Origin of the sequence: Borrelia turicatae 91E135 (assembly GCF_000012085.2) — a bacterium.
Lineage (GTDB): Bacteria > Spirochaetota > Spirochaetia > Borreliales > Borreliaceae > Borrelia > Borrelia turicatae.
In genome coordinates this window covers 408,804-435,608 of sequence record NC_008710.1, presented here as the reverse complement: position 1 = coordinate 435,608, position 26,805 = coordinate 408,804, and the positions used below count along the sequence as shown (strand labels likewise).

The window sequence follows — 26,805 nt, the reverse complement described above, 5'->3', positions numbered from 1 at the left end:
GTATTAGACATATATTATGAATTATGCGTGGTTTGAGTTTATTTTTGTTTTTATTTTTTGTCTCTCATGTCAGTTTACCCGCTAAAGAAACCTTGAAATTTAAACTTGTAGATCAATATTATCCGCTTTATTATAAAAATCAAGAAAATAAGATGGTTGGTATGATTTTTTATCTTCTAGACAAGTGGGCACAAGATAATGATTATGACATTAGTATAGAAGCTATTGATTATCTTAATAAAGATAAAATTGAAGATGATGTAGTTTATTTGGGATTAACTTATAATTCAGACTTAAATGAATACCTTTATTTTAAGAATGAGATTGGCAAATGTGTAACCGCATTTATTTATGATTCAGAAAAAGAGCAAAAACCTTCCAATTTATTTTTTTCAAACGAATTACGTGTAGGTGTTGTAAAGAATACTATATATGAAGATATTTTAAGATTTCATGGTCATAATGATAATATTTTTTTATTTCCAGATACTGAAAAATTACTCTTGGCATTAAGAGGTAATAAGATTGATTTAGTATATGGGAGTTATAAGTCATTATCTTGTGTATGGTATAGTTCTTTTTATCCATCTTTTATGAAAGTTTTTAATTCTGAGTATTTTTATAGTTTTGGCATAAGAGCTGCTATTAGCAAGAATGCTATTAGTCAACTAAGAGACTTAAATGTTGATCTTTTAAGTTATATGCAATCTCTCTCTAGAGAGGAATATGCTTCTTTTAAAGAATTCGATTTTTTATTTAAGCTGGATGTTGGAATATATAATGATTATCCTCCTTTTAGTTTTATTAATTCTAAAGGTCAATTTGCAGGCATTTTAGTTGATTTGTGGAATACTCTTGCTAGAGAATATGGTTTTTCAGTTAAATTTGTAGGATTTCCAAAGGAGAGCATTAAAGGAAGCCTGGATGATAAGGATGTGTCTGTTTGGGGTGGAATTATTGAAGATGATAATATTTTGACTTCTAAAAAGTATAAAGCAACTGCTCCGATATGTTCACTTAATTTTAATTTGTATTTTACAAATGCTAAAAATAGTAATAAAGTTATAAATTCACAAGTTATTGGTTTAAGTTTAAATGATATTCAATTAGATAAAAATACAGACATAGTAAATAATTTTTTAGATATAGTCAATCATTCGTATGGATTTGTAGAAAATTCAATTACCGTAAACTATTTATTAAAATTGCATGGATACAATAATATATTGAAATTGCAGGATTCAAGTTTAAGTAAAGGTAAATTTTTGGTATTAGCTGCTAATAATAAGAGATTGCAATTGTTTGCATATATGCTTAATGCGTTGACAGAAAACATTTTATTCGACACTTTGTTACAAATAGGTAAAAATTGGCTTGGGCAAGATGAGATTGAAGATTATCAAAATAATTTTTATGGGCATATAAATAGCGGTAACTTTAATATTGAGGAAAAAATTTGGTTACAAAACAATAAGAGGTTAACCCTTGCTGTTAAAGATTGGTATCCTATTGATTATTTTAATTCGGGTCGTTATAAGGGAGTAAATGAGTGGTTAATTAAGAAAATAAAAAGATTGACAAATTTGGATTTCAATATTATAAGTGTGCATGAGAGAGATATTGAAGAATTAATGAAATTAGGGAAAATAGATATATTGTCTGCTAATTTAGATGATGCGAATTCAGATTATATTTTTAACATCAAAGCAGTATCAGGAATTCCACTACATCTTTTTTCAAATAAAACTAGACTATTTACTTCTAGGTCGTTTAATAGTATTGCGGTACTTAAGTTTTTGTATACCAAAAAATTGGAAACCAAAATAGGAACACGACTGGTGCAAGTGGATAGCTTTACAGATGCTTTGGATCTTCTCTATAGGGGCAAGGTTAGTGGGATTGTTAGCGATGAATATACTGCTACTATTAATTTTGAAGACTTAAATATTAGGGATATTAAGAAAATTTTTACTGTTCCGAATCTAACATTTGATTTAAATATTGCAGTTCATAACCAGGATTATATTTTAAGAAGAATTATACAAAAGATTTTATTTCGTACAAATGTTAATAATAAATTATATTTTGATGATTGGGTATTCAACGTTCATGAAAGTTTTAAAGATCTAAGGCTAAAAAAGTCTGGTATAGCAGTATTAACCATGGGTATGTTTGTTTTTACTATTTTTATGTTTTGCCTATTTAATTTGTGGAAGGAGATAGGATTTAGGAAAAAAATGTATTCTTCTGCAATCAGTGAGAAAAAGGTTATTGAGAATGCTATTGCTGCCAAAACTATTTTTTTAGCAAGTATGAGCCATGATATTCGTACCCCCATTAATGGCATAATAGCAGCTACTGAACTTTTGGAAAATACTGATCTTTTGGGTGTGCAAAAAGAGTATGTGCAGATGATAAATTATTCATCTATTTCATTACTCTCTTTAATTGATGAAATATTGTATATCTCTAAAATAGATATGAATGAAATCTATATTGACAATAATGAAATAGATTTGGAGCATGAAATTGAATGTGTTTTGAAAGGTTTTCAGTCGCAAAGTGCAAAACAAAATATTGATTTAATTTTTTATTCAAAATCAGATTTAGAAAATTACTTAATAGGGGATAGAGCTAGACTTAAGAGGGTACTGATTAATTTAATAGGAAATTCTTTTAAATTTACTACAGATGGAATCATAGTTTTAAACTATGAGATGATCCGCAGTACAGAAGATAATGATGGTAATAAAATAATTACTATTGAGTTTAAAGTGACTGATACTGGTAAAGGAATTAAAGAAAGTAATATACCTGTAATATTTGGGTTATTTAGACAAGGCAATGATTCTGATTCAAAAAAGTATGAGGGAAGCGGTCTTGGACTTGCAATATCTAGGAAGCTTGTTAGTTTAATGGGCGGTCCTGGTATCGCAGTTGAGAGTGAGGTAGGCAAGGGAACAACTTTTTCATTTATGTTGCCTTTTGTTTTAGGTCATAAGATTAAAGATAAAGAAGTAAATAAATTGGAATTGGTGACAAATAAAAAGATTTTAAGTTTATTTTTAAGTAAAAAGACCGTTGAAGTATTAAGAGACATAAGTAAGATATTTGATTATAAGGATATACATTATTTTTATTCTTATGAGCATGCTTATAAGGCCTTTTATAGGTATCCTTATTATGATTTTGTTTTTATAAATGTCGACGATTTTGGTTTACAAGAAGGTCTTAAGTTTGCTGAGAAGATTGAAAGTTTGAATTCTAATGTAAGAATAGTTTTTGTGTTTTATTGTTTAAAGAGTGATGAGATCATTGATTTTAAATATGAATACATGCAAAAACCTTTTCAAAGGTGGGATTTTTATTCTGATTGGATTAAAAATGGTGCAATTGTAGATGTTCCAATAATAAATGAGTCTAATACTCTTAAGCTTAAAAATAATGTTGGTATCTTAATAGCTGAGGATAATGAAATTAATCAAAAGATTTTAAAAAATGTTTTGATTGTTATAGGTGTCAAAGAAGATTCTATTGATATTGTTGATGATGGTGTTAAGGCTATTGAATTTTTAAAAACTAATAAATATGATATGGCTTTTATTGATATAAGAATGCCAAATTGTGATGGACTTACGGTATCTAAAGAAATACGCAAATTTGAAAGCCAGAATAACTTAAATCCATGTGTATTAATAGCTGTTACTGCACATGCATTAAGAGAATATAAAGATAGGTGTTTAGAAAATGGAATGAATGATTATCTTGCGAAACCGATACACATTAGTTCGATTAAGTATATATTAAAAAAATATTTACATATTGAGGTTGAAGATAATAAAATTATAGCAGATAAGACATTCGATGGGTTTTCTAATTTACCCAATTTAGATATTAATAATGCTTTAAAAGATTTAAATATCTCATATGATATGTATGTTGATTTGTGCAGGGGATTTGTTAACATGAGCGATAATTTGATACGTGATTTGGATGAGGCTTTTAATTTAAATAATATAAAATTAGTAAAAGAATTAGCACATTCAATAGCGGGAGCTCTTGGTAATATGCGTAGTAACTTATTTGGGAATTTTAAACAGATTGAGATAAATACAGGTTCAATACATGAATTAAAAATATTGTATTCTGAAGCGCGTAAGGGTTTGATTGTACTCATTAAGAACATAAGGGAGCAGATTTTAGATGTTATCGAAACTTACGATCAGGAAAAATTAAAATTTAAAAGCAATGATGAATTTTTGAGTCTTATGCAAAAGCTTTTAAATGGCATAGAAGATAGAAATCCAAAAGAGTATAAGGAAGTGCTTGAGGTGCTTAAAAGGTATAGTTTAGATGACAATAATATTATATTATTTGATTCTCTTATTAAATATTTAAGAGTATATAATTTCAAAGAGAGCGCTAATATTGTTAAACGTATGATAAATCTTAGATAAATAGGGAAGTCATGACTAAAGGTATGATTTTGGATAATTTTGAGGAAATTTCAGTTGAACCTCAGAAATTGCTACTTGTGGATGATACACCCACAAATTTAGATTTATTAATAGATATATTGCAACATAAGTATGAGATTAGGGTTGCATTAAATGGGTTTGATGCTTTAAAACAGGTTGAGATTGCTAGTCCTGATTTGATCCTTCTTGATGTATTGCTTCCAGATGTTAGCGGTTATGAGGTTTGCAAAAGGCTTAAAAATGATCCTGAGACTAAAGATATTCCTGTAATCTTTATCAGTTCAAGCGATTCTACTGATGCTCAACTTGAAGGATTTAGTGTTGGTGGGGTGGATTATATTTTAAAACCTTTTAATGGCAGGATAATTGATGCAAGAATTAAAACCCATCTTGAGCTTAAAAGACTTAGGGACTATTTTAAGAATCTTGCAAGAATTGATGGTCTAACTCAAATTCCTAATAGAAGGTTTTTTACAGATAAGTTTGCTAAGTCTTGGATGCAAGCTTTGGAGCATAAAAAGAACGTTATTGTGGGGATGTTAGATATTGATTATTTTAAAAAATATAATGATAACTATGGACATACCAATGGTGATGAATGTCTTAGGTTGATTGCAAAGAGTTTGAATAAAATTGCCATTAAATATAAGATAGATATTGCTCGTTATGGTGGTGAGGAATTTATTTTATTTTCTGTAAATAAGAGTTTGAACGAAGTGATTAAGATTGTTAGTATTTTAATTGAAGATATTAGGAATTTGGAAATAGTTCATGAGTACAGTAATATTTCTAATTTTGTTACAGTTTCAATTGGTCTTGCTGAACAAATTCCTTATGATTCCAATTTTACCAATATTATTAAACTTGCTGATGACAAATTATATGAAGCTAAGATCTCTGGTCGCAATCAATGTAAATATTAAAGTTAGATCTTATAAGTTAAAGAAAATCCAATAGAATCGTAGTAAATATATGAATTATTTGTACTTATTCTTTTTGAGATATCGGCCATTCCCATTGTGTTTACTGTGTAAATGGGTGCTGTTGAGAATTTGAATTGCATGTCTAGTGTTAAATTTTCTATGATTTCAATTTTTGAAATAAGGGAGAAATTGTGATAAAAGAAATCACTGCCCCATCCTTGATTTTGTGTTGTGCTTACGTTTCTTGCATGTCCAATGTATGTTTGGCCTTCGTATAACAGCCCAATTATATTAAGAGGTATTGGCATTTTGTAAGCTAGGAGTGCATAAGGGTTTATTGTAAATCCATTTATATTTTTACCTTCATCAGCTTTATATTTCCAAAGTTGATTGTCCTTAGCATGTGGATTTTTTATATGAAGAATATTATTTCCAACTACTGTAATAATGTGAGTCCAGTCTCCACCAAACACAGCATTTAGATCAAATTGTAGCCTACCTCCCATTGTTACCTCAGAATAAAGTTCAGGTTTACTTGAGTATCGCCCATTGCCCACGTGTATCCCAATACCTTTAAATCCAAATCCTTGCCAACCTATTCCAATTTCAATTCCTGTATATAGATTAATAAATGCAATGGGAGTGAAACCGATGTTTCCTTTAAGTAGTGCAACAACAGGTGAGAGTCCGATTTTAAAATCAACGTCTATTCCAGTATTTTGAAGTAAAAGTGAATGTGGATCGGGATTTTTTAAGATTTTAAAAAATTTATAGTAACCTAAATTTGATATTAGTTTTATACTTCCCCAAGAACTAGGTGAAATCTGATTGTTTGGTGATACTGATTTAAATTGAGGGGATATGAAGCTTGGAGAAAATTTGCTTCCTGAAGTTCCTAGTGCATGTGATGGATAATAAGCCATTTGAGAGTTGACATAAAAATATCCCATTTCATCTTGATTTTCTTTTGAATAGATTAAGATAGTCTGTAAAAATATCAATACCATGAATAGTTTTTTTATCATATAAATTCTTTCTTCCATAAAATACTTTCTCACATTATACCTTATTTTTTTTTAAATATAAATTATTTATAAATAATTATCATTATTATTTTAAATTAATATTTTTTAATACTTTGATATTATTTCTATTAAGCTTTTTTCTACTCCATCAATATCCTTTGATGCATTTATGTTATTAAGCCTGTTGTTTTTTGAGTAAAAATCTATTAGAGGTTTTGTCTGTAAATGATATTCTTGAAGTCTGATTTTTAAAGACTCTTCTACGTCATCTTTTCGTTGGTAAAGGCTTCCTTTGCAAAGATCACAAATACCCTTTTCTTTTGTAGGAAGTGTATATATGTTAAATATTCCGCCGCAGGATTGGCATATTCTTCTTCCAGAAAGCCTTTTTATTAGTATCGCTTCATCAAGTAAAAAGTTTATTATTTGAATATTTTGCAAGAACGTATCTAGAGCTTTAGCTTGATTGATGTTTCTAGGAAATCCGTCAAGAATAAAATTATCCTTATTTGCAAGGGTATTGATTTTATCTTCAACAATTTTGATTGTAATTGAGTCGGGTACTAATTGTCCATTTTCAACTATTTGTTTGATTTCCTTACCAAGAGGTGTAGCATTTGATATGTTTGCTCTAAATAGATCTCCTGTTGAAATATGATAGTAATTTAGTTTGCCTGATAAGATCTTGGCAATTGTGCCTTTTCCAGAACCCGGAGGTCCTAAAAAAACAAGTTTCATAATGTAACTCCTGTATACTCTTATTTTTCTTTTTGGTTTAGCTAAAGATATTTAACAAGAATTTAAATCCAACAATTGTTCCAATTGCAGACCCAATGTTTACGAAAAATACTATTAATAAAATTTTTGTAACTTTGTTCTTAAAATATCCTTTTATGTTTTCCAAATCTTCTTGTAGTTTTTCAAAATCTTTTATTTTTGGTTTATTTATGTAAGCTTCAACAAGACCTGCAACCATACCTGTTCCAATAAATGGAATTAGGGAAAATATTGGAGCACCAATTGATGCTGTTATTATCGTTATAATATTAGCTCTTAGTAAAAGAGCAGCAAGACCCGCAAATAAAGAGTTACATATTATCCAAAACTCTAAATTTTTGTATGCAAAATCAAAGCCTTTAAAGTAGAATGAACTTGCCATCAGTATGACAATTGAGATTGCTATAAAGTAAGATATTAATTTACTCACCGAGAAAGTATTTTTAGGTATGGTATTGAGATTGTCAATGTTGACAATCTTTTTGTTTTCTTTAATTTCTTTTAAATTTGCTATTATGCCCTTTACATGACCAGCTCCAACAACTGCAAGAATTGTTCCTGAACCCTCAAGTATTTTACTTGCTATAAATTCATCTCTTTCATCAATTAAAACTTTTTTTACAGTAGGAATTTCTTTTGCAAGTTCTTCCATCATATTTGATAGAACATCTTGTTCTTTGAGTTTTTCAATTTCATCTTGTGTGACTTTTACGTCTGAGAATGAAAACAAGCTTGATATTATTTTGACTTTTTCAAAAGTTGGGACACAGTTCCATGCTCTCTTTAGAGTTGTCTCAACTTTTCTGTCCGCGAGTATTAACGGTATGTTGTGCTCTTTAGCTTTTAAAATCGCCGTTTTCATCTCTTCTCCAGGATTAATTCCTTGTTCTTTTGCTAATTTTTTTTGAAAATTACTTAAAATGATTTGTACTATTAGTAAAAATGCTTTTCCTTGTTTGATTACTTTATATATATCTAAATTGCGCCATTTTTCGTTTTCATCTGTCTTTAGGATTGCGTGGTAACGAGCCTCATCAAGTTCAACGGCAATAAAGTCTGGCTTTAATGTTTCGATTAAAGTAGCTGTGTCTTGTGAACTTTTTTTTGATACATGTGCTGTTCCTAGTACATATATTTTGTCATGGTCTGTGTCAAGAGTGCTAACGTGTAAAAAACAATCTTCAGTATTCTCTTTTGTGATGTCCAAATGCGATCCTTGTCTTTAAAAATTTAACCATCAAGAAGAATGGCTTTTAATAATTTTACCACATGACTTATTGAAACTATATAGTCTATATTATTTTCTTCTATTGCTATTTTGGGCATTCCAAAAACCACTGAACTTTTCTCATCTTGTGCAATAGTTAATCCACCAGCTTTTTTAATCTCTCCAATTTCTCTAGAGCCATCACTTCCCATTCCAGTCATTATTAAAGCTATTGCTTTGTCTTTCACATTTTCTGATATTGACTTAAAGAGTACTCCTATAGAAGGTTTGTGTCCATTTACATTCTCAGCATCGAAGACTTCTATTTGATAGTTTTCGTTTATTTTATTAATTCTTGTATGGTATCCCCCAGAACTTATGTATATGAATCCTTTTTGAAGTATTTCTTTATTACTTGTTTCTTTGACAGTTAAGTTGCAAATATTGTTAAGGCTTTTTGCGAATTCTGTTGTAAATCCTTTTGGCATATGTTGAACAATTATTATTGGTAAAGGAAAATTTTTAGGAATTTCTGGTAGTATTGTCTTTAGTGCCGCAGGGCCTCCTGTAGATATTCCAATAACAACTATTTCAAATTTTCTGTTTTTAAGTTTTTTTAAATCTTTTTCATCTATTATTTTTTCTTGATTAAGGTTTGTATTTTCATTTTTATCTGTTGCTTTTGTTGTATTTGAATTTTCTTTGTTGACTTTGTTATTTATCAAATATTGATTTGTTTTGAATTTGAAATTGATGTCAGTTATGATTTTGTTTTTTATGGTTTTATTGCCGTAAATTGAGAGTAAATCAATAATTTTATCTTTTATGCTTTCTAATTTGTTATCAGTTTTTATTATAAAGTCATCAGCACCTTTTAAGATAGCATTTTTTGCTATGTCTTTGTTTGATGAGAGGATAATAACAGGGAGCTTGTTGTTTATATTTTCCTTTTTTTTTATGAGAGTAATTTCTTTGATTGTTTCTTCTTCTAAACTGAGTAGTATTACATCTGGGTGTTTTTTAAGTTTTTTAAGGGCGAAGTCTGTGTTGGCTGCAGTTGCAATAACTTCAAGCTTTAAAGATGAATTTATAATGTCTGATATAGTCTTTCTATTAACAGAAGAAGCTTCAATGACGAGTACATAAATTTTTATTTGCATTTCTGTTTTGCTCCTATGGGTCTGTTTATATCAAATTATAATTTGTATTTGTTTTTGAACTGAAACTTTTTTTTGGGAACATCCTTATCATCCTTTTCATATATTATGGCCCAGGGTGTTCTTAAAAATTTAAAAGGAAGATTGAGACCAAAAAGGGATTCTGAATGACCAATAAATAAATAACTTTTCATAGCCATAGAGGAATAAAATTTTTTTAAGACCCTTATTTTAGACTTTTCATCGAAATATATGAGTACATTACGGCAAAAAATAACGTCCATTTCTGAAAAGCCACTTTCAAAATTTAAGTTATGATAGTCAAATCGTATGTGTTTTTTTATATCATCTATTACCTTGTAACCATTCATGTGAGGTTTGATATATATTTTATATTGTATTGGGATGTGTTCGCATTTTTTTACAGAATAATAACCTTCTTTTGCTATCATTAGAGATTTTAAACTTAAATCGGAGGCAATAATAATAAAGTCAAAATTCTTTGGAAGATTGTGTTTAAGAACAAATGCCAGTGAATATGGTTCTTCTCCAGTTGAGCATCCAGCAGACCATATAATAATTCTATTTTTGCCCTCTTGAGTTTTAATGTTTATTAAGTTTGGAATTATAAATCTTTCAAAAGTTGCAAAATGGGCTTCATTTCTAAAGAATCGTGTTAGATTAGTAGTAACTAGATCTAAGAAATATTCTTTTTGAAATTTGTCCGAATTTATTAAGTCATATAATTGTTCTGGAGTATTGATATTTTCAAGCTCATGTATTGCATCATTAATTCGGCCTTGTAATACAACTTTATTTTTTTCATCAAATCGAATTCCGCTATTTTCATATATAAAATTGCAGAATTTCAGAAGAAGTTCATTGCTAATATTTAACATTTATAAGATCCAAATTTTGTAAATTTCCTTAATAAATACTATTACTTAATTAGTATAAATGACTAATTAATTATACAATTTTTGTGGAAAAATTGTACAATTAGAACTGATAGCTTAATTTAAATATTAATTTAAGGAATACATTTGTGAAGAGATGTTTATTATATTTTTTATTGATTTTAATGCTAATAACTTGTGATAGCAAAAGGAAAGATTTAGTGGAAAAAAAAGGAATATTTGCATTAATTGATACAAATAAAGGAAATATAGAGATTGAACTTTACTATAAAATTGCACCTCTGACAGTCATGAATTTTATTGGTCTTAGTGAAGGTACTATTAAAAATTCTGTTACAAGTCAGCCTTATTTTGAAAATATTATTTTTCATAGGGTTGTTGATGAATTTGTTATTCAGACAGGAGATCCTACCGGAACGGGTACTGGAGGTCCTGGTTATGTTTTTCCCGATGAATTAAACAAAAATTTGAGTCATAATGAACCAGGAATTGTTTCTATGGCTAATTCAGGTCCTGATACCAATGGGAGTCAGTTTTTTATTACTCTTGCAGATAATCTTACTTATCTTGATCTTAAGCACTCAATTTTTGGTAAGGTAGTTGCGGGAATGGATACAGTTCGTAATATACGTCAAGGAGATAAAATAGAGAAAGTAAGGATTATTCGTGTTGGTGAGGATGCAAAAGCTTTTAAAGTTGACAATGAAGAATTTTTAAAATTAAAAAAAAGTTATGAGGCAAGGAAGATTGCTGAGGTTAAAAAATACATGGCTTCTCAACTTGAAATAATTGACAAAGATTACAAAGATTTTCAAAAAGATGAAAGTGGTATCTTATATAAGATAAATAAACAAGGAAATGGCAAAAATGTTAAAAGTGGCAATATTGTAAAAGTAGACTATGAGGGATTTTTACTAAGTGGAATAAAATTTGACAGTTCAATTGACAGAGGCAAGCCAATAGAGTTTGTGGTTGGGAGTGGTCAAGTGATTGAAGGTTGGGACGTAATGTTGTCAGATATGTGCGAGGAAGAGGAGAGGGTAGTAATCATTCCACCAAATCTTGCTTATGGAGAGAGAAGTATTGGTAACGTTATAAAACCAAATTCTTTTTTGAAGTTTAATATTATTTTAAGGAAAATTAGTTAATGTTTGATCAAGTTTTTTATAACGAAAATGTTAAATATGAGCTTTATAGAAAATTTTTTCATATTTCTACTTTAGTATTTTTATTCTTTTATAAGTTAAATTTTTGGGTAGGTCTTGTATCTAGTCTATTTTTTATGTTTGCATATTTAATTTTGGAAATATTTAGAATCATGGAAATAAATTTATTCTTTTTAAGAGGTATATCAGAAATAATAATAAAGTCTAGGGAGGTATCTTCGTATAAAATATCTCTCTCTCCAATATTTTTGGTAGTGAGTATTTTTTGTACTTATTTTCTTATAGATAAGCCTTTTAGTTATATTGGGATATTTTCCGCATGTCTTGGAGATGGTCTTGCAAGTCTTGTTGGAAAACTAATACCATCTTTTAAACTTGTAAATAATAAAACATTCTCAGGTAGTGTTGCTGTTTTTTTGGTTGCTTTTATTGTTTGTTATTACTTCTTTCCGAACTTTATAATAGCATCAGTTGTTGGTATGGGGGCTGTGCTTGTGGAGCTTTTTGATTTTGAAAAATACGATAATTTATTTTTGCCTTTAGGTGTAGCGACTTTATCTTTTGTATTGATTGCTTAAGTTTTATAGCCAATAGAAGAAAACTTTTCCTGATTCTTTTAAGTACATTGGTGCTCCTATTGAGATTGGTATGAATGCATAGGTTATTTCTATAAAATTGAGATAAATTCCTGATACTATTAGTGATATTGATATAAAAAGTAAAAAGTAGCTTAGGTTTTTTTTCCTTAAGCATGATACTAAAAAGTTTATAGGTATTAGTAATAAAAACAAATAAACATAAAATCTATTGTTTGCTGTTGGAGAGAGAAAATCCTTTGTGTATTCATATGCATTAATAGGGGCTAAAGAGTTATAGACCATTGCAAAGGTGAAAATTAAGTAAATAGCGTAGGTTATTGATTTTATTTGAAAATCACATATATATAGGCTTAAGAAGAATAAATTTAGTAATGAAAATACGGTTATTAAGTGATAAAATTTCATAAAATAATAAAATTCTAGGCTTAATATATTACTTAAAAAATAATATTTAAAAATTGAAATAGGTTCAAGTATATATGAAAGAATGAAACAATAAAAGAATACGAATTGTATATTATTTGTTCTTTTATAGTTGATGCATGTCCAAATAGATCCTATGATTCCAATGCTGAAAATAAAAAATTTATTGACTAAAATCAATAAATTCTTATTATATATTTTAATAATATAGGTATAGAAGTTTATATTAAAGTTTATATAATACATGAATATTGATATAATAATTATTCCTAAAACAAAGGTTGTTAACAGGAAAATATTTAGTTTTGCAAAGAGTGTTTTCATCTGAATTTCCAAGAACGTACGTCTTTTTTCATTTTAATTATTTTTTTTATTTCAGCATCAAGTTTTGCAAAGAAATTTATTTTAGTTTTTTCTTCAATTAAATTAACGTTTACAACGTAATTTCTAAGTTCTAAGTCCTGAGCCTTTTCATTTGGAATGATAAAAGCCAATATATCATAAAAGTTGTTATTGTTTAATGATAGCACTATTTTATAAAAATTTTTTGGGACTAGAATTTTATTCTTTCCAATAAATCCTTTATTTTCTGTTAAAATTCCTGCACTAACAATATAAATTTTTTCTTTTAAGATAGCCCATTTTCTAACTAATTGTTCAAGTTTGAGCCAGATTCCTGAGTTGAATTCTCTTTGTTGAGGAGATATATTTGAGAGAAAATAGGTATCTAGCATTGCATCTTTGGAAAAAGACATATCAGCAGAACTGACGATATGCCCTCTATCATATCCGCTTTTTAGGTAATCACTTAGTTTGGGAGCAATTCCCTTAATATCTTGGTCTTCGAAAAAATTTTTACTTCTCGTTATTTTTTTTTCTCTAAGCAAGGTTAAAGCTAATTCAACCATTTCTCTTTTTAATTGGTAGGCTACCCATTCTGATTGTCTTGCACTCTCAGCATACCCTAAAGAGTAGTATTTTTTATGTATTATTTGGGTAGTAAGATATCCTTTTGGTAAGAGGTATTCTTCTTTTAATTCAGTTGAGATTTCGGGTTCATAAATTTTATCTTTGAGTTTGCTTAAATAATTGTAGGCTATTTCTTTTATGTTATTTAAGATTTTAGGATTTTGATATAAGAATAAAAAGCCCAATAAGATTAATATGTAAAAACAGAATAAAATTTTTAGTCTTTTGTTCATGAGTTTACCTCGTTGCTATTTTTAAGATTATATCTGATTCCGAAATCAAAAGAAATATTGAATGTATCAAGAAATAAGCACTCAATTTTTGAATATATGTTTAAGTAAGGTGTAGCTTTTTTTGTAGAGAATTCAAAAAATATATATGGTTCTATTACATAAGGTAATTTGTCATAGAATTTGAAATCCCCTATTAAGTTTGTTGAAAGGTAAAGTCGTCCCCCAATACCCGTGGTAGAAGATAAATATTTCATTTTTTTAGACAAATTTATGATATGCCAGTTTATTCCTGTGCCAATGTAAGAGCTTGAATATTTAACTTTTTTAGAGATGTTATATTCTTTAATCATTAGGATCATACAAACAACCAGAAAATCAAAATTGTTGATGGCAAATATGTAATAAGGTCTAAATATTATGTGATTGACTTTTGAATTTAAAAAAAATCCTGTTCCAAGTCCTGTTCCTGTTGAATAGATAAATCCTCTCTTTACTGAGAAAAAATCATTTTCATGATTAGTTGATTTTTCTTTTAATAATATACTTTTTTTATTATTTATTTCATTTTTTTTGTGTCCCTCATTATTTGAAGAATATAAGCTGGCGCATAGCAATAAAAAGCAAAATTCGATTAGTTTTTTCATAATTAAATTCATTTAAATAATATAAAATAATTTGAAAATAAAGAAGAGGAGGGAATCGGTGTTTAATGTTTGTATTATGATAGAATTAATTTAAGTACTTAGGAGGTTTAAGGTTATGTTTTTAAAATTTTTAAAAAAGGAGCTTATTTTTATATCTGATAAAATAAATTCTAAGGAAGAAGCAATTAATTTTTTAGTTGATCAAGTGAGTAAAAGAGGTTATACTCATGATAAAACAAGATTCCTTCAGGGGTTATTTGAGAGAGAAAATATTGGTGATACATCTTGGGAAAATGGAGTTGCTATTCCACATTTTATAGGAGATGTTGTTAAATCAAGTTTTATTTCATTGCTTTACATAAAAGGCGATGGCATAAAATGGTCTGATGATAATCCCCCTGTTAATTTAATATTTTTAATTTGTATGTCGAAAAGTCAACAAGGTAATGATCATATTAAGTCGATAGCTTTCATAGCTAAATTATTTGAGAGTGATGATTTTAAAAATATATTAAAAGTTATGAAGAGTACCGATGAAATTTATTCTTATATAGAAAATGTTGAGAGGTCATCTACAGATGATACCACAAGTGTTTCTAAATCAGAAAAAATAGTGGCTGTTTGTGCTTGTCCTGTGGGAATTGCTCATACATATATTGCTGCTAAAAAGCTCGAAGTTGAGGCTAAGAGACAAGGGTACATCCTTAAAGTTGAGACCCAAGGTTCTATTGGTATTGATAATCCTTTAACAGAGACAGAGATTAAAGACGCTGATGTTATAATACTTGCGGTGGATAAGGATGTTGATGAAGAAAGATTTGATGGCAAGAGAGTTTATAAGGTCTCAACTGCAAAGGCTATCAACAATGTAGAAAATGTTATTAAAGAAGCATTTAGTGCTCCCATATTGAATTATAAAAATGTTCATTCTATTAAAGATAAGTCTGGTAGTAGTAGAACTGGTTTTTATAAGTACTTAATGAGTGGTGTCTCTCCTATGATTCCAATTGTGGCAAGTGGTGGTATTTTAATAGCGCTTGGTATATCCTTGGCAGGGATTGGTTCTGATGGTCCAAATTTTGATAAATATCCTTTTTATAAAACAATTACAGATATTGGTGGTGTGGCTTTTGGCATGATGTTGCCAATACTTTCAGGGTTTATTGCTATGGCAATTGCCGATAAGCCAGGTCTTGCACCAGGTCTTGTGGGGGGTGTGCTTGCCAGAGATGTTAAAGCAGGATTTTTAGGGGCAATACTTGTAGGGTTTATGGCGGGTTTTGTTGCTAAATGGATAGCAAAGAGAAAGATTCCTGAATGGCTTAGACCCGTGATGCCTATATTTGTAATTCCGTTAATAAGTACTGTTATTGTTGGATTTTTCATGATTTATGTAGGTGTTTATATTGGCCAATTCATGGCATTGCTTGAGAATGGCCTTAAATCTCTTCAAAATAATTCAGAAACTTATGGTATTATAGGGAAATTATTTCTTGGATTAATACTTGGTGCTATGGTAGCAATTGATATGGGAGGGCCTTTTAATAAAGTTGCATTTCTTTTTGGTGTTGGTATGATTCCCCAAGTTCCACAAATAATGGGTATGGTTGCATCAGCTATTCCTGTTCCTCCTATGGCTATGGGGCTTGCTACTCTAATTATGCCTAAATTATTTGAAGAGGAAGAGCGAGAGTCTGGAAAAATATCGTTCTTAATTTCGTTTATTGGTATTAGTGAAGGTGCTATTCCTTTTGCTGCCAGTGATCCGGCGAGGGTGTTGCCTTCAATAGTACTTGGAGGTGCTGTTGCAAGTATCATTGCGGCATTTTTGGGTGTTGCAGACCATGCTCCGCATGGAGGGCCAATAGTTCTTCCTGTTGTTGATAACAAATTGGGCTTTATTATTGCAATAGCCGTTGGTGTTGTCGTTGCAACAAGTTTGGTTATTTTTCTAAAATCTTTAAAAGTGAAGGAATCTAAATGAGATCTGATAATATATTTTTGATGAAAAATAAAATTAAGGAATATGATTGGGGTGGAACTAGTTTCATCCCTTCTCTTTTGGGACAAAGAGAAGATGGGTTGCCTAAAGCTGAGATGTGGCTTGGAGCACATAAGACATTTTCTAGTAAAATATTAGTTGATGGTCAGTACGTTTTTCTTTGTGATTTTTTAGAAAATCATAAAGAGCTTTTGGGCTGTGAGAGTGAATTATCATTTTTATTGAAAGTTCTCTCAGCTCAAAAGCCTTTATCAATTCAAATACATCCTTCAAAAGATATTGCTTTAAAAGGCTTTGAACTTGAGAATGATAAGGGGATAGATATTAATGATTCTAAGCGAATTTATAAGGATAAAAATCCAAAGATAGAACTTGTTTATGCATTAAGTGATTTTTATGCTCTTAAGGGATTTCTTCCTATTTTTGAAATCAAGAGTATATATAAAAAATTGAAATTAGATTTTCATTTTGCAACCCATAAAGAATTTATAAAAATTATATTTAGTTTGCAAAAGTTTGAAATTGAGGATGCTATTAGTCGAGTGAAAAAAAATTTAAGTTTCATAAATGATTTTAGAGCTTATTGGTTTAATGAAATTTATGAGATTTATGGGGCAGATATTGGTCTTTTGGTATTTTTAGGGATGTATATTTTTAAATTAAGTCCAGGTGAAGTACTTTATACAGAGAGTCAAGAAGTTCATGCTTATCTTCAGGGTGATTGTCTTGAACTTATGACTAATTCTGACAATGTGATTAGGGCAGGTCTTACTACTAAATATATTGATAAAGATGAGATGCTTAAGGTTGGTAGATTTGAAGAGGGAGTATTTTCATTATTGAGGGGTAAGGAAATTGATGGTTTTAATGTATTTAAGCTTCCAGATACTAATTTAAGTTTATTTCAAAGAAATATAAATGAAAAGATCTGCTTTAAAAAGGATGGTGTAATGATATTGTTGGTTATGAATGGAGAAATTCAGATTAATAATGGAGTTTGCCTTAAGAGGGGCGAAAGCGTATTTATAGGAAATTATGATGAAAAATTATTAATTTGTGGAAATGGAGAAATTTTTATTGCACTCTCTTTATAATGAGAAGTTAGTCTTTTGGTTTTAGTAAGGAACTATCATTTACATGAAAACTCTAATAAACCCGATTGCGAAGAATTTAAATCTTATCCCTTCAAATACTATTTTTGGTTTTGTGAGAAATATTGTTGGACCAAGTGTAGGATAAACTTTAAATCCTAATGATAAATTTTTTATAATTTTATGTTCTATTGATAAAGGTAATCTGGTTACTATTCCTATCCTATCATAAGGAGAGGGTTGTGTAGTTCCAAGGGAAGTTAAATTTGCTTGGGACCAGTCTGTTCCAATTCCAACGCCTCCTCCAACTATTAAATATTCTCCTATTTGTTGTTTAAAAATTAGATCGATGGCAATTAAATTGTAAGGCTTAAAATTTGTAGGATTAAAGTATAAGAAACTACCATATCCAATATCTATGTCTACATATGGAACTGAGATTAAAAGATTGATAAGAGGATTTCCAGTTCCTATTCCCGCTGCAAATGAGTAAGGATTTTTTTCCCTGTGTATTGCGTGAAAATTTGTAATGATTTGTGGTTTAGGTTCTTCAAAGATGGGTTTAGGCTCTTCAAGGATAAGTTTAGGTTCTTCAGAGATGGGTTTAGGCTCTTCAAGGGTAAGTTTAGGTTCTTCAATGATAGGCTTAGGTTCTTCAATGATAGGCTTAGGTTCTTCAAGGGTAAGTTTAGGTTCTTCAAGGGTAAGTTTAGGTTCTTCAATGATAGGTTTATCATTTGTGATACAGGTTGTTCCATCATCTTCTTGTTTGCATCTGATGGAATAATTATTATTAGATTTGGAGAACGCAAAATGGTGTAAATTAAATATTAACAATAATATAAATATTTTTTGAGTATTGTTTTTCATCAATTTTCCTTTAAATGTATATTTTTATGAATCCAAAACCAAAAAATCCAAATCTTATTCCTTCCATTGATGTAGGTTGAAATATCATTGTTCCTCCAATTGTTGTTATAGCTTTGAAGCCTATTACAACATTTGTCAAAAAACTGTATTCTAATATAATAGGAAGTCTAAACACAATTCCTAACCTATTGTTAGATGAGGCTATTGAAAATTCTTCTTGTTTGTCTTGAGTATTTTCTTGTTTTATGTTTGAACTATTTTGTTCGTCTGGTTTTATTTGAGACAAGTCGATACCTATGCCAAGCCCACCGGTGAGCATTATACTCTGATAAATTTCTTCTTTAAATAGGATATCAGTTCCAAAAACAATATAAGGTATGAAATTGTTAGGATGTAATCCATTAAAGCCCCCATATCCAATATCTATGTCTACATATGGGAAATTAATTATGATATTAGTGATAGGGTTGCCAATTCCAAACCCTATTCCAAATGATCTAAATTGGGTTTGTTGCTTATTTAATATTTTATTAAGATTTGATGTATTAATTGTTGTCGCAACAGATAAACTTGTTAAAAAAACCATAATCAGTTTTAACAATGTCTTCATAAATTCTCCTTCAACTTATGTTCGATTAGATGTGCACAATTTTTAAAATTATGTTTCATAAAATGTAAAAAATTTTTTTATCTCAACATGTTTTTAATGATTTTGAGTTATAAAAATTGGATTTGTTTTAATTGATGTCAATTTTTGGTATACTATTAAAGTTAAACCCATAAATATTTTTCTACACATTTTTTTCAAACATCTATTGTGAAATACAAACATATTTTTGTAACTTATAAAAATAAATATTAGAGCAAAGATTTATATTAAAAATATATTTGACATATTTTTAATATAAATATAAATTTAAGTATAGATTTGATTTGCAGGTTGATAAGGCTATTCTTTGCTCTTTCGCATGGTTTTTAAAGATACATTTTAATGTATGATCTTTATTTGGTGATTTTACTATTTTCTTATTAGTTAAAGATTACGATATTCATATTAGAGATCTAAATAGCATTGATTTGGATAATTAGTATAAGAAACAATACGATTTGCCTTTAAGAGCAAAGAATCTCTTTTTATTTTATAAATTAATGACATTTTGTCTATAATGATGAATTTTTCAAAAAGGGTGAGGTTTATGGGTAATTTTATTTCTTCAAAGGAAGAGGAATTTTCTAAGTGGTACTTAGATATAGTACAAAAGGCAAAACTTGTTGATTATAGTCCTATTAAAGGTTGTATGGTTATTATGCCTTATGGGTATGCTATTTGGGAACAAATTAAGAGCATACTTGATAATAAATTTAAAGAAACAGGGCATGAGAATGCATATTTCCCATTGCTTATTCCTTATGAGTTTTTGGAGAGAGAAAAAGAACATGTTAAGGGATTCTCACCGGAACTTGCTGTTATAACAACTGCTGGTGGTGAAGAATTAGCAGAGCCTTTGGTTTTAAGACCCACTTCTGAGACAATTATTTGGAACATGTATAGCAAATGGATAAAATCTTATAGAGATTTGCCTGTTAAAATAAATCAATGGGCAAATATTGTCCGTTGGGAAAAAAGAACAAGACCATTCCTTCGTACCACTGAATTTTTATGGCAAGAAGGTCATACTGCACATGAAACTGCTGGAGAAGCTTTGGAAGAGACTTTGTTTATTTTAAACCTTTATAAGCGGTTTATTGAAGATTACTTAGCTATTCCTGTATTTTGTGGACAAAAGACAGAAAGAGAAAAATTTGCAGGTGCTGTGTCTACTTACACAATTGAAGCATTAATGCAAGATAAGAAAGCTTTGCAAGCAGGAACATCTCATTATTTGGGATTAAATTTTGCCAAGGCTTTTGATGTTAAGTTCCAAAATAAGAAAGGTGAGATGGATTATGTTTTTGCTACTAGTTGGGGAGTTTCGACTAGGTTAATTGGGGCATTGATTATGGTTCATTCTGATAGTAAGGGTTTAATATTGCCACCAAAGATAGCACCAATTGAAATTATTATTGTTCCTATTTTTAAAAGAGATGATGAAGTTAATAAAAAAATTATTGAGTATGCTACTACTATTTTTAATATCTTAAAAGAAGCAAAGTTTAGAGTTGAGCTTGATAGAGATATCAAAAATTCGCCAGGATTTAGATTTGCTGCTGTGGAACTTAAAGGAATCCCAATACGAATTGAGGTAGGTTCTAATGATATTCTTATGGACTGTGTCACTGTTGCAAGAAGGGATCAAGATAAAAACTCTAAGTATCAAGTATCAGTTAAAGAGTTGCCATCAAAAATGAGACATGAGCTTGAAACTATGCAATGTGAATTATTTAATAGAGCATTAAAGTTTAGAAATTTGCATACCAAAGAAATTATTGGGTTTAAAGAGAATGACTATGATACTTTTAAGACTTATATCAATGAGCATTTAGGATTTGTACTCTCTTCATGGTGTGGAAATGAAGTGTGTGAAGAGAGTATTAAAAATGATACAAAAGCTACAATACGATGCATTCCTGAAGATTTTCAAAATAGGTCTTTAAATAATTTAACTTGTATTTATTGCAATACAACAGCCAAGCATCTTGTTTTATTTGCAAGATCTTATTAATGTTTCGTTTATTTAAAAACTAAACATTAGGTATCTTTTAATTCATTGAAATCTATTATTTGTATTATTGCAATATTAGAGGTGAAATCGATCATTAAAGCTAGAGATGTTAAAATTGGAAGAATTGGAATTATGTTAGAGTGGCTAAGTTCAATTCCTTTTGTATAAGTTGAGCATAGCATTGTAATTATATAAATCAAACTGTTTGGTATGTGTGGGAATGCGAAAATAAAAAGAAATGCCAATATGCTCATATAACTTATTTCGTAAATTGATATAGGCAAGCTAGAATAAGATTTTAAAATAATAAAAAATGAAATTGTTGCAATAAAAATTGTTCCAGATTTAGAGATAAAGTTGATTATTGGTATGTTTGTGATTATTGATTTTTTTATATTTATTCTTTCATTTTTAATATCTTCTATTAAGATAGAATAAGGGGCATAAGCATCCATTGTTAAACCCGCAAATATTATATTTTGGATGGATATTAGTATGTTCTTATATGATAATTTAAAATTTTTGGTTAATCGATAGCTAATCATTGGAATTATTATTAGGATAATAGTGATTGTCCATAATGATAAAAAAATTATGCTATCTATGTAGTATTGATAATTTTTAAAATTTTTTAAGTTAGTAGTATATGCTGCTGTAATAAAGATAATCCCGAAGTGTAATATTTTAACAACTATCCCGTTTGCATGATAAAAAAGATTTGAAAAGCTTAAAATAAGTTCTCTAGCAATTCTTCCCTTTTGTTTTGCATAATAAAGACTAGCACCAATAATTATTGATACAATATAAATACTTAAAAGATTTGGATTGTTATTTGTAAATATTATAAAAATATTTTTTGGGAAAAATGTTTCAAGAAATACTTTTTGATCAAATGTATATGTATTTTGAATGTTTTTGTCTAATATTGGAATTCTTTGTGGTAAATATATTGTTGCAATTACAATTGATATGATTATTCCCATAATGTTAACTAAGATTCCATAATAGATTGTTTTTCCAAATAATTTTCTGAATTTTTTATTTTCAATAATGTTTTCTATACCAAGTGGAATTGAGAATATTAAAAAAGGAATTAAGGAAAGATAGCCTAATCTTATGAAGATATGTGAGAGTATGTTGTAAGCTCCAGAAGGAAAAAATAATCCAAGCAGTATTCCAATAGGTATAATTAGAGAAAATTTTACTTTTGTATTCATAAATTGTTCCTTTGCGAGTTTGAAAAATAGTATTTATAGCATAATAAATCTTACTAGATTTTTTTGTAAATATAAACTTTGGTAATATTATTTATTATCAAAACATATAAGTAAGTCCGATTTTGGAGAGGAAAGTTCTTGTATAAGTATCCTGAATTAGTCAATACAGATTTGAATTTAAAGTTACCAGAAATTAATTCATTAGAAGAAAATGATAAAAATTTCTTTTTAGATGATTATTTTCTTTGGTTAGATAAAGAAAGCAAAGTAATTCAAAAAATTGAGAAGATGGTTTGCGGAATAATGTGGCGCAATGCTCTTTTTTATAAAGATTTAAAGGAGGAGTTTAGTAAGAAATCTTTTGCATATAAGGAGTTTTTTGATAAAGATAAAAATATTAAAATGTCAAGTTAATATTAATCATTTTATATTACTTTGTACTTTTTTAGAATATCTTTTATATTTTTATTTTTTAAATTCTTAATTTCTTTTTTGTATTTATCTTTAATATAAGCATTTTTTTTAAGTAGTAGCTCAATTAAATTAATATTTTCAATTTCTATTGCAGCTTGTATAGGTGTTTTTCCATTTTTGAGAGCAAGGCTTAAGTCGGCTCCTTTTTCTTTTAAAAGATTAAATATTTTTTCATTGTTTAGGTATATTGCCCAAAATATTGATGGATATTCTGTTTCGTCTATTTGGTTGATTTTAATTCCGTAGTCTATTAATGTTTTGGTAGTCTGAAAATCATTATTGATTATTGAAATTGATAGCGGAGATATTTTGTATTGAAAATTTATTTCTGCTGAGAGGTTTAGGGCTATTAAAGTACCCTTTATATTTTGGAAGTATACAGATGTGATTAGAAAATCATTTTTTATTTTTTGTAACTCTTTTAAAATATTGGTATTATTTAGATCTATTGACTCTATAAAACTGTCTAGCTTTGCTTTATCTATTTCATATTCTTTATTGCTAAGATTGTAAATTGTTTTTGATAATTCTTTTATTATTTTTGTGTTTTCATTTGCATTTAAGAATGTAATAAATTGTGTTAATAGTAGTATGAATATTATTTTCATTGACTTTTACCTTTAAATAGTTTTCTGAGATTGTTGTTTAATTATCTCTTGATTAGACTGAGCATTATTAAACAGTATAACCGCAATTTTATCCTTGTCATCAATTATTATTAAATCGTCTTTAACATTTTTAGGAGATATAAATATGAGTTGTAAGGCATTGTCTGTATAGTCTAGTAGACAAAAATATTTTTCTCTTTCCTTAGTCATTAATTTGATAGCTTTTTTATATGAAATTTGTAAATTTGGACTAAGCCCTATTATTTCAAATGTTCCAGAACTTGGAAAATTATAAATTTTTTTGTCTACTTTCCAAATGAAAGTTTGATCGCTCTTAAATTCAATATTTCCGTATTGTGTATTTATTAATGTTCCATAAGATATTAATCTATTTATTAGATTTTGATTTTGTTTTTTTGATTCAAGGATAATTTTTTCGACATTTTGTTCAATAATAACGAATTTTGACTCAAAATTATGTTCTTTAACTTTTATGATTGACTTGTAGTAATTTTGAGTTTCTTTTGTTAAGAGAATAAAATCTTCCTCTGAAGTTTTAGATCTAAATAAAAACCCATTAGGTTTTACTTCCTCAACAATATCGAATTTGAAATGTAAGCTTAATTCGGGTATATTGATTATTATTTCATTTTTGGGAGTAAAAAACAACCCATACTCTTCTCTTAGTAAGTTAGTGTTATAAGTGTTATAGGCGATCATTTTTTCATAGTAAAGTGGTCTTAAGTATTTAATATTATTAAATGTATTGATTATGTCATTCTGTGAGACTTGATCTAGTGGGTTTGTGAGTATTGTACCTGTAATATTATCGAAAACTTCAAGTGCATAATCAAAAACATAACCTTTGTGTCCATCTTTTGTTAAAACGTATAGCCATTTTCCTTTAAGTGAGCCTACTTCTGTGTCTTTCCCAATGTGTATGATTTTCAATATAGATTCTTTCGAAATTCTATATATTATGTTTTCTCTATAACTGTCTGGAGATGTTCTTAAAGGTAAGAGATCTTTTTTACTTATGGCATATTTGTTTACGTATGGTTGAATACTTAGCTTGAAATTTTCTGCTTCTTTTTTTGTTTGAAACTCTTCTATCGTAAATTTATGTACGATAAATTTTATTCCATTATAGTTTATTGTTACTGTTTTTTTCTCTTGATTAGCATCTTCTATTTTGACAAGTGATCCATTTGGCAATTTTTCTCTATTTTTTGAGTCTAGGACAATACCATATTTGTTGTTTTTATTAAAACAAGATAGAAATAATATTAGCAATAAGATATAAATTAATTTTTTATTCATGTTAAAATCCTGATAGTTTTTATTGACCCTAAGGTATGTTTTGTTATACATGACCTTTATTATATAATAAAAATAATGAAGTTATTAATTCAAGCGTTTGGACTAATGCTGGTTTTTAGCTGTTGTAAGATTAAGCAGAGCGAAATTCAAAGTCTCGTAAGTCTTTTAGAAGAGTCAAGTAAAAAAGGTTTAGATAGATTTCTTATTGTTGATAGGATAGTCGACATTCATATGCGCAATAAAGATTATCAAGATGCTTTAAGGTCTGTAAATCAAGAAATTGCTCATTATGAGAGTAGAGAATATTATCCTTTATATTTTTATTTGATGGGTAATATATATTCTTCCATTAAGGAAGACTTAGTGGCTTTTACCTATTATAGATATGTTGTTGATAATTTTGATGATTACATTTATGAAAATAGCTCTGTAAAATTAGATATTGCAAAAAGAGTTATCAATTTAAATATTGAAGCTGGACACAAAATACGTTATTATAAGCTATTGCTTGATGATCATGCAGAAAGTCTTACTAATTCAGATAGGGGTAATTATTATTACAATCTTGCTTTAAGTTTAGAGAGTATTCAAAATTATGATGAGGCGTATTTTTATTATAATAAATTGCTTTCAATTCCAAGGTCAGACTTAAGAATAGATTCAATAGACTATTCTGGTGTGATTACTAAGGTTAATTATTATAATAATCCAGATTTTATAATTTATAGAAATTTAAATGACTTGATTCAAGATGTTAAAAGATATATTTTTTCTGGGAATACCACAAAATTATTGAGTATAAGGGATAAGCATAATTTTTTTATTCAAAGTTGGGATCAAAGGGGTGGTAAAAGCAATTCAATTAATACAAACAGTTTTTTAACAACGATGATTAAGCTTGGAAGTAGGCGAAAGAATGGGATACAGTTTGCAAGTAGTTTTGAGGCTGATTCTAGTGATGATATATCTTATCTTGGATCTAGTGGTTGGGAGCACATTTGGGAATGGTATTTTGTCTTTAAAAAAATTTCTTATCCAAAAGATCCAGAAATTAATAATGGTTGGGCTTGGATAGGTGTTTATCTGGGGAAAAAGTAGGGAGTTTTAATGTGAATTTACTAAGTAGACTTTTGAGTTTTTTATTTTTATTTTATTCTAATGTCTCTATTGTAAATGATTCTTTATCTAAGTCTAGCATAAAGAGAACGATTGATTGGGATACAAAGATCATTTATTTTGATATTATTAAACCGGTAGATGAGGATAAATTTGGCAGAGTTGGGCTTGATTCTACGTCTAGATTAGTGTTTAGTGTTAATGATTTTAAGGATACTTTAATAAGACAGTCTCTTTTTGAAATGATAATTGATTCTGATAATACTTTTAAGGATTATTTTGATTCTGATCCCCATTTAATACTTTATTTTTCAGGACTTGATAGCATTTTAAAGAGAGGATATACGAAATATTCAGAAGATTTGAAAAGCATAACTGTTAGGTATGAGCTTTGTCTTTTTCCTGATTTTGTGAACTTGTTTATAGCTCATAGTAAGCCTTATATGGCTTTTTATCCATTGATGGATACAAGTGTTGATCAGTTTGTTTATACTGGAATCATTATTTATGCGGGTGATGATTATCAATTTTCCTCAGGTGGCGTTGTAAAATTAACGGATGCTTTTTTTATTAGGATTTATGATGAAGATATTAAGCTTTATTTTGATAAGAAAATGGTTGAGCCAGATGCACTTAGGAAGTGGGGGATGCTTGAATATACGAATGACATCTCTTATAAGAATAAAGATAGAGTTGGAAATTATCCTTTAAGGTTAATTGCTAAAGGAGTGTATGGTAAAAATCATTCAGATATCATACTTGATAAGTATTCTATTAATAAGATATTTTCAAATAAAAATAATGTTAATCTTTTAAGACAGGGTAAGCTTGTTATTATTAAATAAGAGTCTGAAAATATAATTTGGGGGCTTGTCTTTTTTAAGATAATAAATTAACATGATATAAGAGTTTATTATAAAGGGAAG

General features: G+C 28.5%; 22 protein-coding genes and 1 pseudogene. 10 read left to right on the top strand and 13 right to left on the bottom strand.

Annotated elements, in window-relative coordinates:
• Window positions 1-23 precede the first annotated feature (23 nt).
• Window positions 24-4,457 carry a response regulator gene (locus BT0_RS02060; RefSeq protein WP_011772367.1) on the top strand — a complete coding sequence of 1,478 codons (4,434 nt, stop codon included), beginning with the start codon at window positions 24-26 and terminating at the stop codon, window positions 4,455-4,457.
• Window positions 4,458-4,468: 11 nt separating this feature from the next.
• Window positions 4,469-5,401, top strand: a complete 933-nt coding sequence (locus tag BT0_RS02055) for a GGDEF domain-containing response regulator (RefSeq protein WP_011772366.1) — start codon at window positions 4,469-4,471, stop codon at window positions 5,399-5,401.
• Between the two features lie 2 nt (window positions 5,402-5,403).
• Here the strand turns inward: BT0_RS02055 and BT0_RS02050 are convergent, their stop codons facing one another.
• The 5 genes from BT0_RS02050 to BT0_RS02030 form a co-directional block, all read right to left on the bottom strand.
• The gene (locus BT0_RS02050) at window positions 5,404-6,426 is read right to left on the bottom strand and encodes a hypothetical protein (protein WP_041178572.1); all 1,023 of its coding nucleotides are present in this window, start codon (window positions 6,424-6,426) and stop codon (window positions 5,404-5,406) included.
• A 105-nt stretch (window positions 6,427-6,531) separates the two neighbouring features.
• Complete coding sequence (locus BT0_RS02045; protein WP_011772364.1) at window positions 6,532-7,164, bottom strand: adenylate kinase; 633 nt, start codon at window positions 7,162-7,164, stop codon at window positions 6,532-6,534.
• Window positions 7,165-7,201: 37 nt separating this feature from the next.
• A complete protein-coding gene (locus tag BT0_RS02040) occupies window positions 7,202-8,410 on the bottom strand; it encodes a TraB/GumN family protein (RefSeq protein ID WP_011772363.1) in 1,209 nt (402 codons plus the stop codon).
• 23 nt (window positions 8,411-8,433) lie between these two features.
• Entirely contained in the window at window positions 8,434-9,570 is a 1,137-nt protein-coding gene (locus BT0_RS02035; protein ID WP_011772362.1) for a chemotaxis protein CheB, read from the bottom strand.
• Between the two features lie 35 nt (window positions 9,571-9,605).
• On the bottom strand, window positions 9,606-10,466 hold the full coding sequence (locus tag BT0_RS02030) for a CheR family methyltransferase (RefSeq protein ID WP_011772361.1): 861 nt from the start codon (window positions 10,464-10,466) through the stop codon (window positions 9,606-9,608).
• A gap of 218 nt (window positions 10,467-10,684) precedes the next feature.
• Here BT0_RS02030 and BT0_RS02025 point away from each other — a divergent pair, with 218 nt between their 5' ends.
• Both BT0_RS02025 and BT0_RS02020 read left to right on the top strand, forming a co-directional pair.
• Entirely contained in the window at window positions 10,685-11,632 is a 948-nt protein-coding gene (locus BT0_RS02025) for a peptidylprolyl isomerase (RefSeq protein WP_236842845.1), read from the top strand.
• Window positions 11,632-12,228 carry a diacylglycerol/polyprenol kinase family protein gene (locus BT0_RS02020; RefSeq protein WP_011772359.1) on the top strand — a complete coding sequence of 199 codons (597 nt, stop codon included), beginning with the start codon at window positions 11,632-11,634 and terminating at the stop codon, window positions 12,226-12,228. Before BT0_RS02025 ends, BT0_RS02020 begins: the two co-directional genes overlap by 1 nt.
• Before the next feature lie 3 nt (window positions 12,229-12,231).
• Here the strand turns inward: BT0_RS02020 and BT0_RS06155 are convergent, their stop codons facing one another.
• The 3 genes from BT0_RS06155 to BT0_RS02005 are packed head-to-tail and all read right to left on the bottom strand — an operon-like array spanning window position 12,232 to window position 14,518.
• Window positions 12,232-12,996, bottom strand: coding sequence for a hypothetical protein (locus tag BT0_RS06155; RefSeq protein ID WP_081422776.1), 765 nt, complete (start codon window positions 12,994-12,996; stop codon window positions 12,232-12,234).
• Window positions 12,993-13,874 (bottom strand): DNA/RNA non-specific endonuclease, encoded by an 882-nt coding sequence (locus BT0_RS02010; RefSeq protein WP_011772357.1) that lies wholly within the window; start codon window positions 13,872-13,874, stop codon window positions 12,993-12,995. Before BT0_RS02010 ends, BT0_RS06155 begins: the two co-directional genes overlap by 4 nt.
• The gene (locus tag BT0_RS02005) at window positions 13,871-14,518 is read right to left on the bottom strand and encodes a hypothetical protein (protein WP_041178472.1); all 648 of its coding nucleotides are present in this window, start codon (window positions 14,516-14,518) and stop codon (window positions 13,871-13,873) included. Before BT0_RS02005 ends, BT0_RS02010 begins: the two co-directional genes overlap by 4 nt.
• A 115-nt stretch (window positions 14,519-14,633) precedes the next feature.
• Here BT0_RS02005 and BT0_RS02000 point away from each other — a divergent pair, with 115 nt between their 5' ends.
• Complete coding sequence (locus tag BT0_RS02000; RefSeq protein ID WP_011772355.1) at window positions 14,634-16,502, top strand: fructose-specific PTS transporter subunit EIIC; 1,869 nt, start codon at window positions 14,634-14,636, stop codon at window positions 16,500-16,502.
• On the top strand, window positions 16,499-17,614 hold the full coding sequence (gene manA / locus BT0_RS01995; RefSeq protein WP_011772354.1) for a mannose-6-phosphate isomerase, class I: 1,116 nt from the start codon (window positions 16,499-16,501) through the stop codon (window positions 17,612-17,614). Before BT0_RS02000 ends, manA begins: the two co-directional genes overlap by 4 nt.
• Window positions 17,615-17,653: 39 nt before the next feature.
• On the opposite strand, the gene BT0_RS01990 is transcribed toward manA, so the two are convergent.
• Window positions 17,654-18,481 (bottom strand): DUF3996 domain-containing protein, encoded by an 828-nt coding sequence (locus BT0_RS01990; RefSeq protein ID WP_041178471.1) that lies wholly within the window; start codon window positions 18,479-18,481, stop codon window positions 17,654-17,656.
• A 10-nt stretch (window positions 18,482-18,491) separates the two neighbouring features.
• The gene (locus tag BT0_RS01985; protein WP_011772352.1) at window positions 18,492-19,091 is read right to left on the bottom strand and encodes a BAPKO_0422 family outer member beta-barrel protein; all 600 of its coding nucleotides are present in this window, start codon (window positions 19,089-19,091) and stop codon (window positions 18,492-18,494) included.
• A gap of 586 nt (window positions 19,092-19,677) precedes the next feature.
• On the opposite strand from BT0_RS01985, the gene proS reads away from it, so the two are divergent.
• Entirely contained in the window at window positions 19,678-21,144 is a 1,467-nt protein-coding gene (gene proS / locus BT0_RS01980) for a proline--tRNA ligase (protein WP_041178470.1), read from the top strand.
• A gap of 26 nt (window positions 21,145-21,170) precedes the next feature.
• On the opposite strand, the gene BT0_RS01975 is transcribed toward proS, so the two are convergent.
• Window positions 21,171-22,361 carry a dicarboxylate/amino acid:cation symporter gene (locus tag BT0_RS01975; protein WP_011772350.1) on the bottom strand — a complete coding sequence of 397 codons (1,191 nt, stop codon included), beginning with the start codon at window positions 22,359-22,361 and terminating at the stop codon, window positions 21,171-21,173.
• A gap of 210 nt (window positions 22,362-22,571) precedes the next feature.
• Here BT0_RS01975 and BT0_RS01970 point away from each other — a divergent pair.
• Window positions 22,572-22,775: pseudogene (locus BT0_RS01970) on the top strand (hypothetical protein); the annotation flags it as partial.
• A gap of 11 nt (window positions 22,776-22,786) precedes the next feature.
• On the opposite strand, the gene BT0_RS01965 reads toward BT0_RS01970, so the two are convergent.
• Entirely contained in the window at window positions 22,787-23,443 is a 657-nt protein-coding gene (locus BT0_RS01965) for an ankyrin repeat domain-containing protein (RefSeq protein WP_011772349.1), read from the bottom strand.
• A gap of 12 nt (window positions 23,444-23,455) precedes the next feature.
• The gene (locus tag BT0_RS01960) at window positions 23,456-24,763 is read right to left on the bottom strand and encodes a hypothetical protein (RefSeq protein WP_236842844.1); all 1,308 of its coding nucleotides are present in this window, start codon (window positions 24,761-24,763) and stop codon (window positions 23,456-23,458) included.
• A 75-nt stretch (window positions 24,764-24,838) separates the two neighbouring features.
• Between BT0_RS01960 and BT0_RS01955 the strand changes: the two genes are divergently transcribed.
• Together BT0_RS01955 and BT0_RS01950 are read left to right on the top strand one after the other, a co-directional pair.
• Window positions 24,839-25,861 (top strand): tetratricopeptide repeat protein, encoded by a 1,023-nt coding sequence (locus BT0_RS01955; protein ID WP_011772347.1) that lies wholly within the window; start codon window positions 24,839-24,841, stop codon window positions 25,859-25,861.
• An 11-nt stretch (window positions 25,862-25,872) separates the two neighbouring features.
• Complete coding sequence (locus BT0_RS01950; RefSeq protein ID WP_041178468.1) at window positions 25,873-26,724, top strand: hypothetical protein; 852 nt, start codon at window positions 25,873-25,875, stop codon at window positions 26,722-26,724.
• Window positions 26,725-26,805 lie beyond the last annotated feature (81 nt).

What these genes read in the sequence shown, in the direction of transcription:
- BT0_RS02060 (WP_011772367.1), top strand. Translation starts at nt 24, where the DNA reads ATGCGTGGTTTGAGTTTATTTTTGTTTTTATTTTTTGTCTCTCATGTC.
- manA (WP_011772354.1), top strand. Translation starts at nt 16,499, where the DNA reads ATGAGATCTGATAATATATTTTTGATGAAAAATAAAATTAAGGAATAT.
- BT0_RS06155 (WP_081422776.1), bottom strand. Translation starts at nt 12,996, where the DNA reads ATGAAAACACTCTTTGCAAAACTAAATATTTTCCTGTTAACAACCTTT.
- BT0_RS01955 (WP_011772347.1), top strand. Translation starts at nt 24,839, where the DNA reads ATGAAGTTATTAATTCAAGCGTTTGGACTAATGCTGGTTTTTAGCTGT.
- BT0_RS02010 (WP_011772357.1), bottom strand. Translation starts at nt 13,874, where the DNA reads ATGAACAAAAGACTAAAAATTTTATTCTGTTTTTACATATTAATCTTA.
- BT0_RS02005 (WP_041178472.1), bottom strand. Translation starts at nt 14,518, where the DNA reads ATGAAAAAACTAATCGAATTTTGCTTTTTATTGCTATGCGCCAGCTTA.
- proS (WP_041178470.1), top strand. Translation starts at nt 19,678, where the DNA reads ATGGGTAATTTTATTTCTTCAAAGGAAGAGGAATTTTCTAAGTGGTAC.
- BT0_RS01975 (WP_011772350.1), bottom strand. Translation starts at nt 22,361, where the DNA reads ATGAATACAAAAGTAAAATTTTCTCTAATTATACCTATTGGAATACTG.
- BT0_RS01990 (WP_041178471.1), bottom strand. Translation starts at nt 18,481, where the DNA reads ATGAAAAACAATACTCAAAAAATATTTATATTATTGTTAATATTTAAT.
- BT0_RS02035 (WP_011772362.1), bottom strand. Translation starts at nt 9,570, where the DNA reads ATGCAAATAAAAATTTATGTACTCGTCATTGAAGCTTCTTCTGTTAAT.
- BT0_RS02020 (WP_011772359.1), top strand. Translation starts at nt 11,632, where the DNA reads ATGTTTGATCAAGTTTTTTATAACGAAAATGTTAAATATGAGCTTTAT.
- BT0_RS02045 (WP_011772364.1), bottom strand. Translation starts at nt 7,164, where the DNA reads ATGAAACTTGTTTTTTTAGGACCTCCGGGTTCTGGAAAAGGCACAATT.
- BT0_RS01965 (WP_011772349.1), bottom strand. Translation starts at nt 23,443, where the DNA reads ATGAAAATAATATTCATACTACTATTAACACAATTTATTACATTCTTA.
- BT0_RS01985 (WP_011772352.1), bottom strand. Translation starts at nt 19,091, where the DNA reads ATGAAGACATTGTTAAAACTGATTATGGTTTTTTTAACAAGTTTATCT.
- BT0_RS02000 (WP_011772355.1), top strand. Translation starts at nt 14,634, where the DNA reads ATGTTTTTAAAATTTTTAAAAAAGGAGCTTATTTTTATATCTGATAAA.
- BT0_RS02055 (WP_011772366.1), top strand. Translation starts at nt 4,469, where the DNA reads ATGACTAAAGGTATGATTTTGGATAATTTTGAGGAAATTTCAGTTGAA.
- BT0_RS02050 (WP_041178572.1), bottom strand. Translation starts at nt 6,426, where the DNA reads ATGATAAAAAAACTATTCATGGTATTGATATTTTTACAGACTATCTTA.
- BT0_RS02030 (WP_011772361.1), bottom strand. Translation starts at nt 10,466, where the DNA reads ATGTTAAATATTAGCAATGAACTTCTTCTGAAATTCTGCAATTTTATA.
- BT0_RS01960 (WP_236842844.1), bottom strand. Translation starts at nt 24,763, where the DNA reads ATGAATAAAAAATTAATTTATATCTTATTGCTAATATTATTTCTATCT.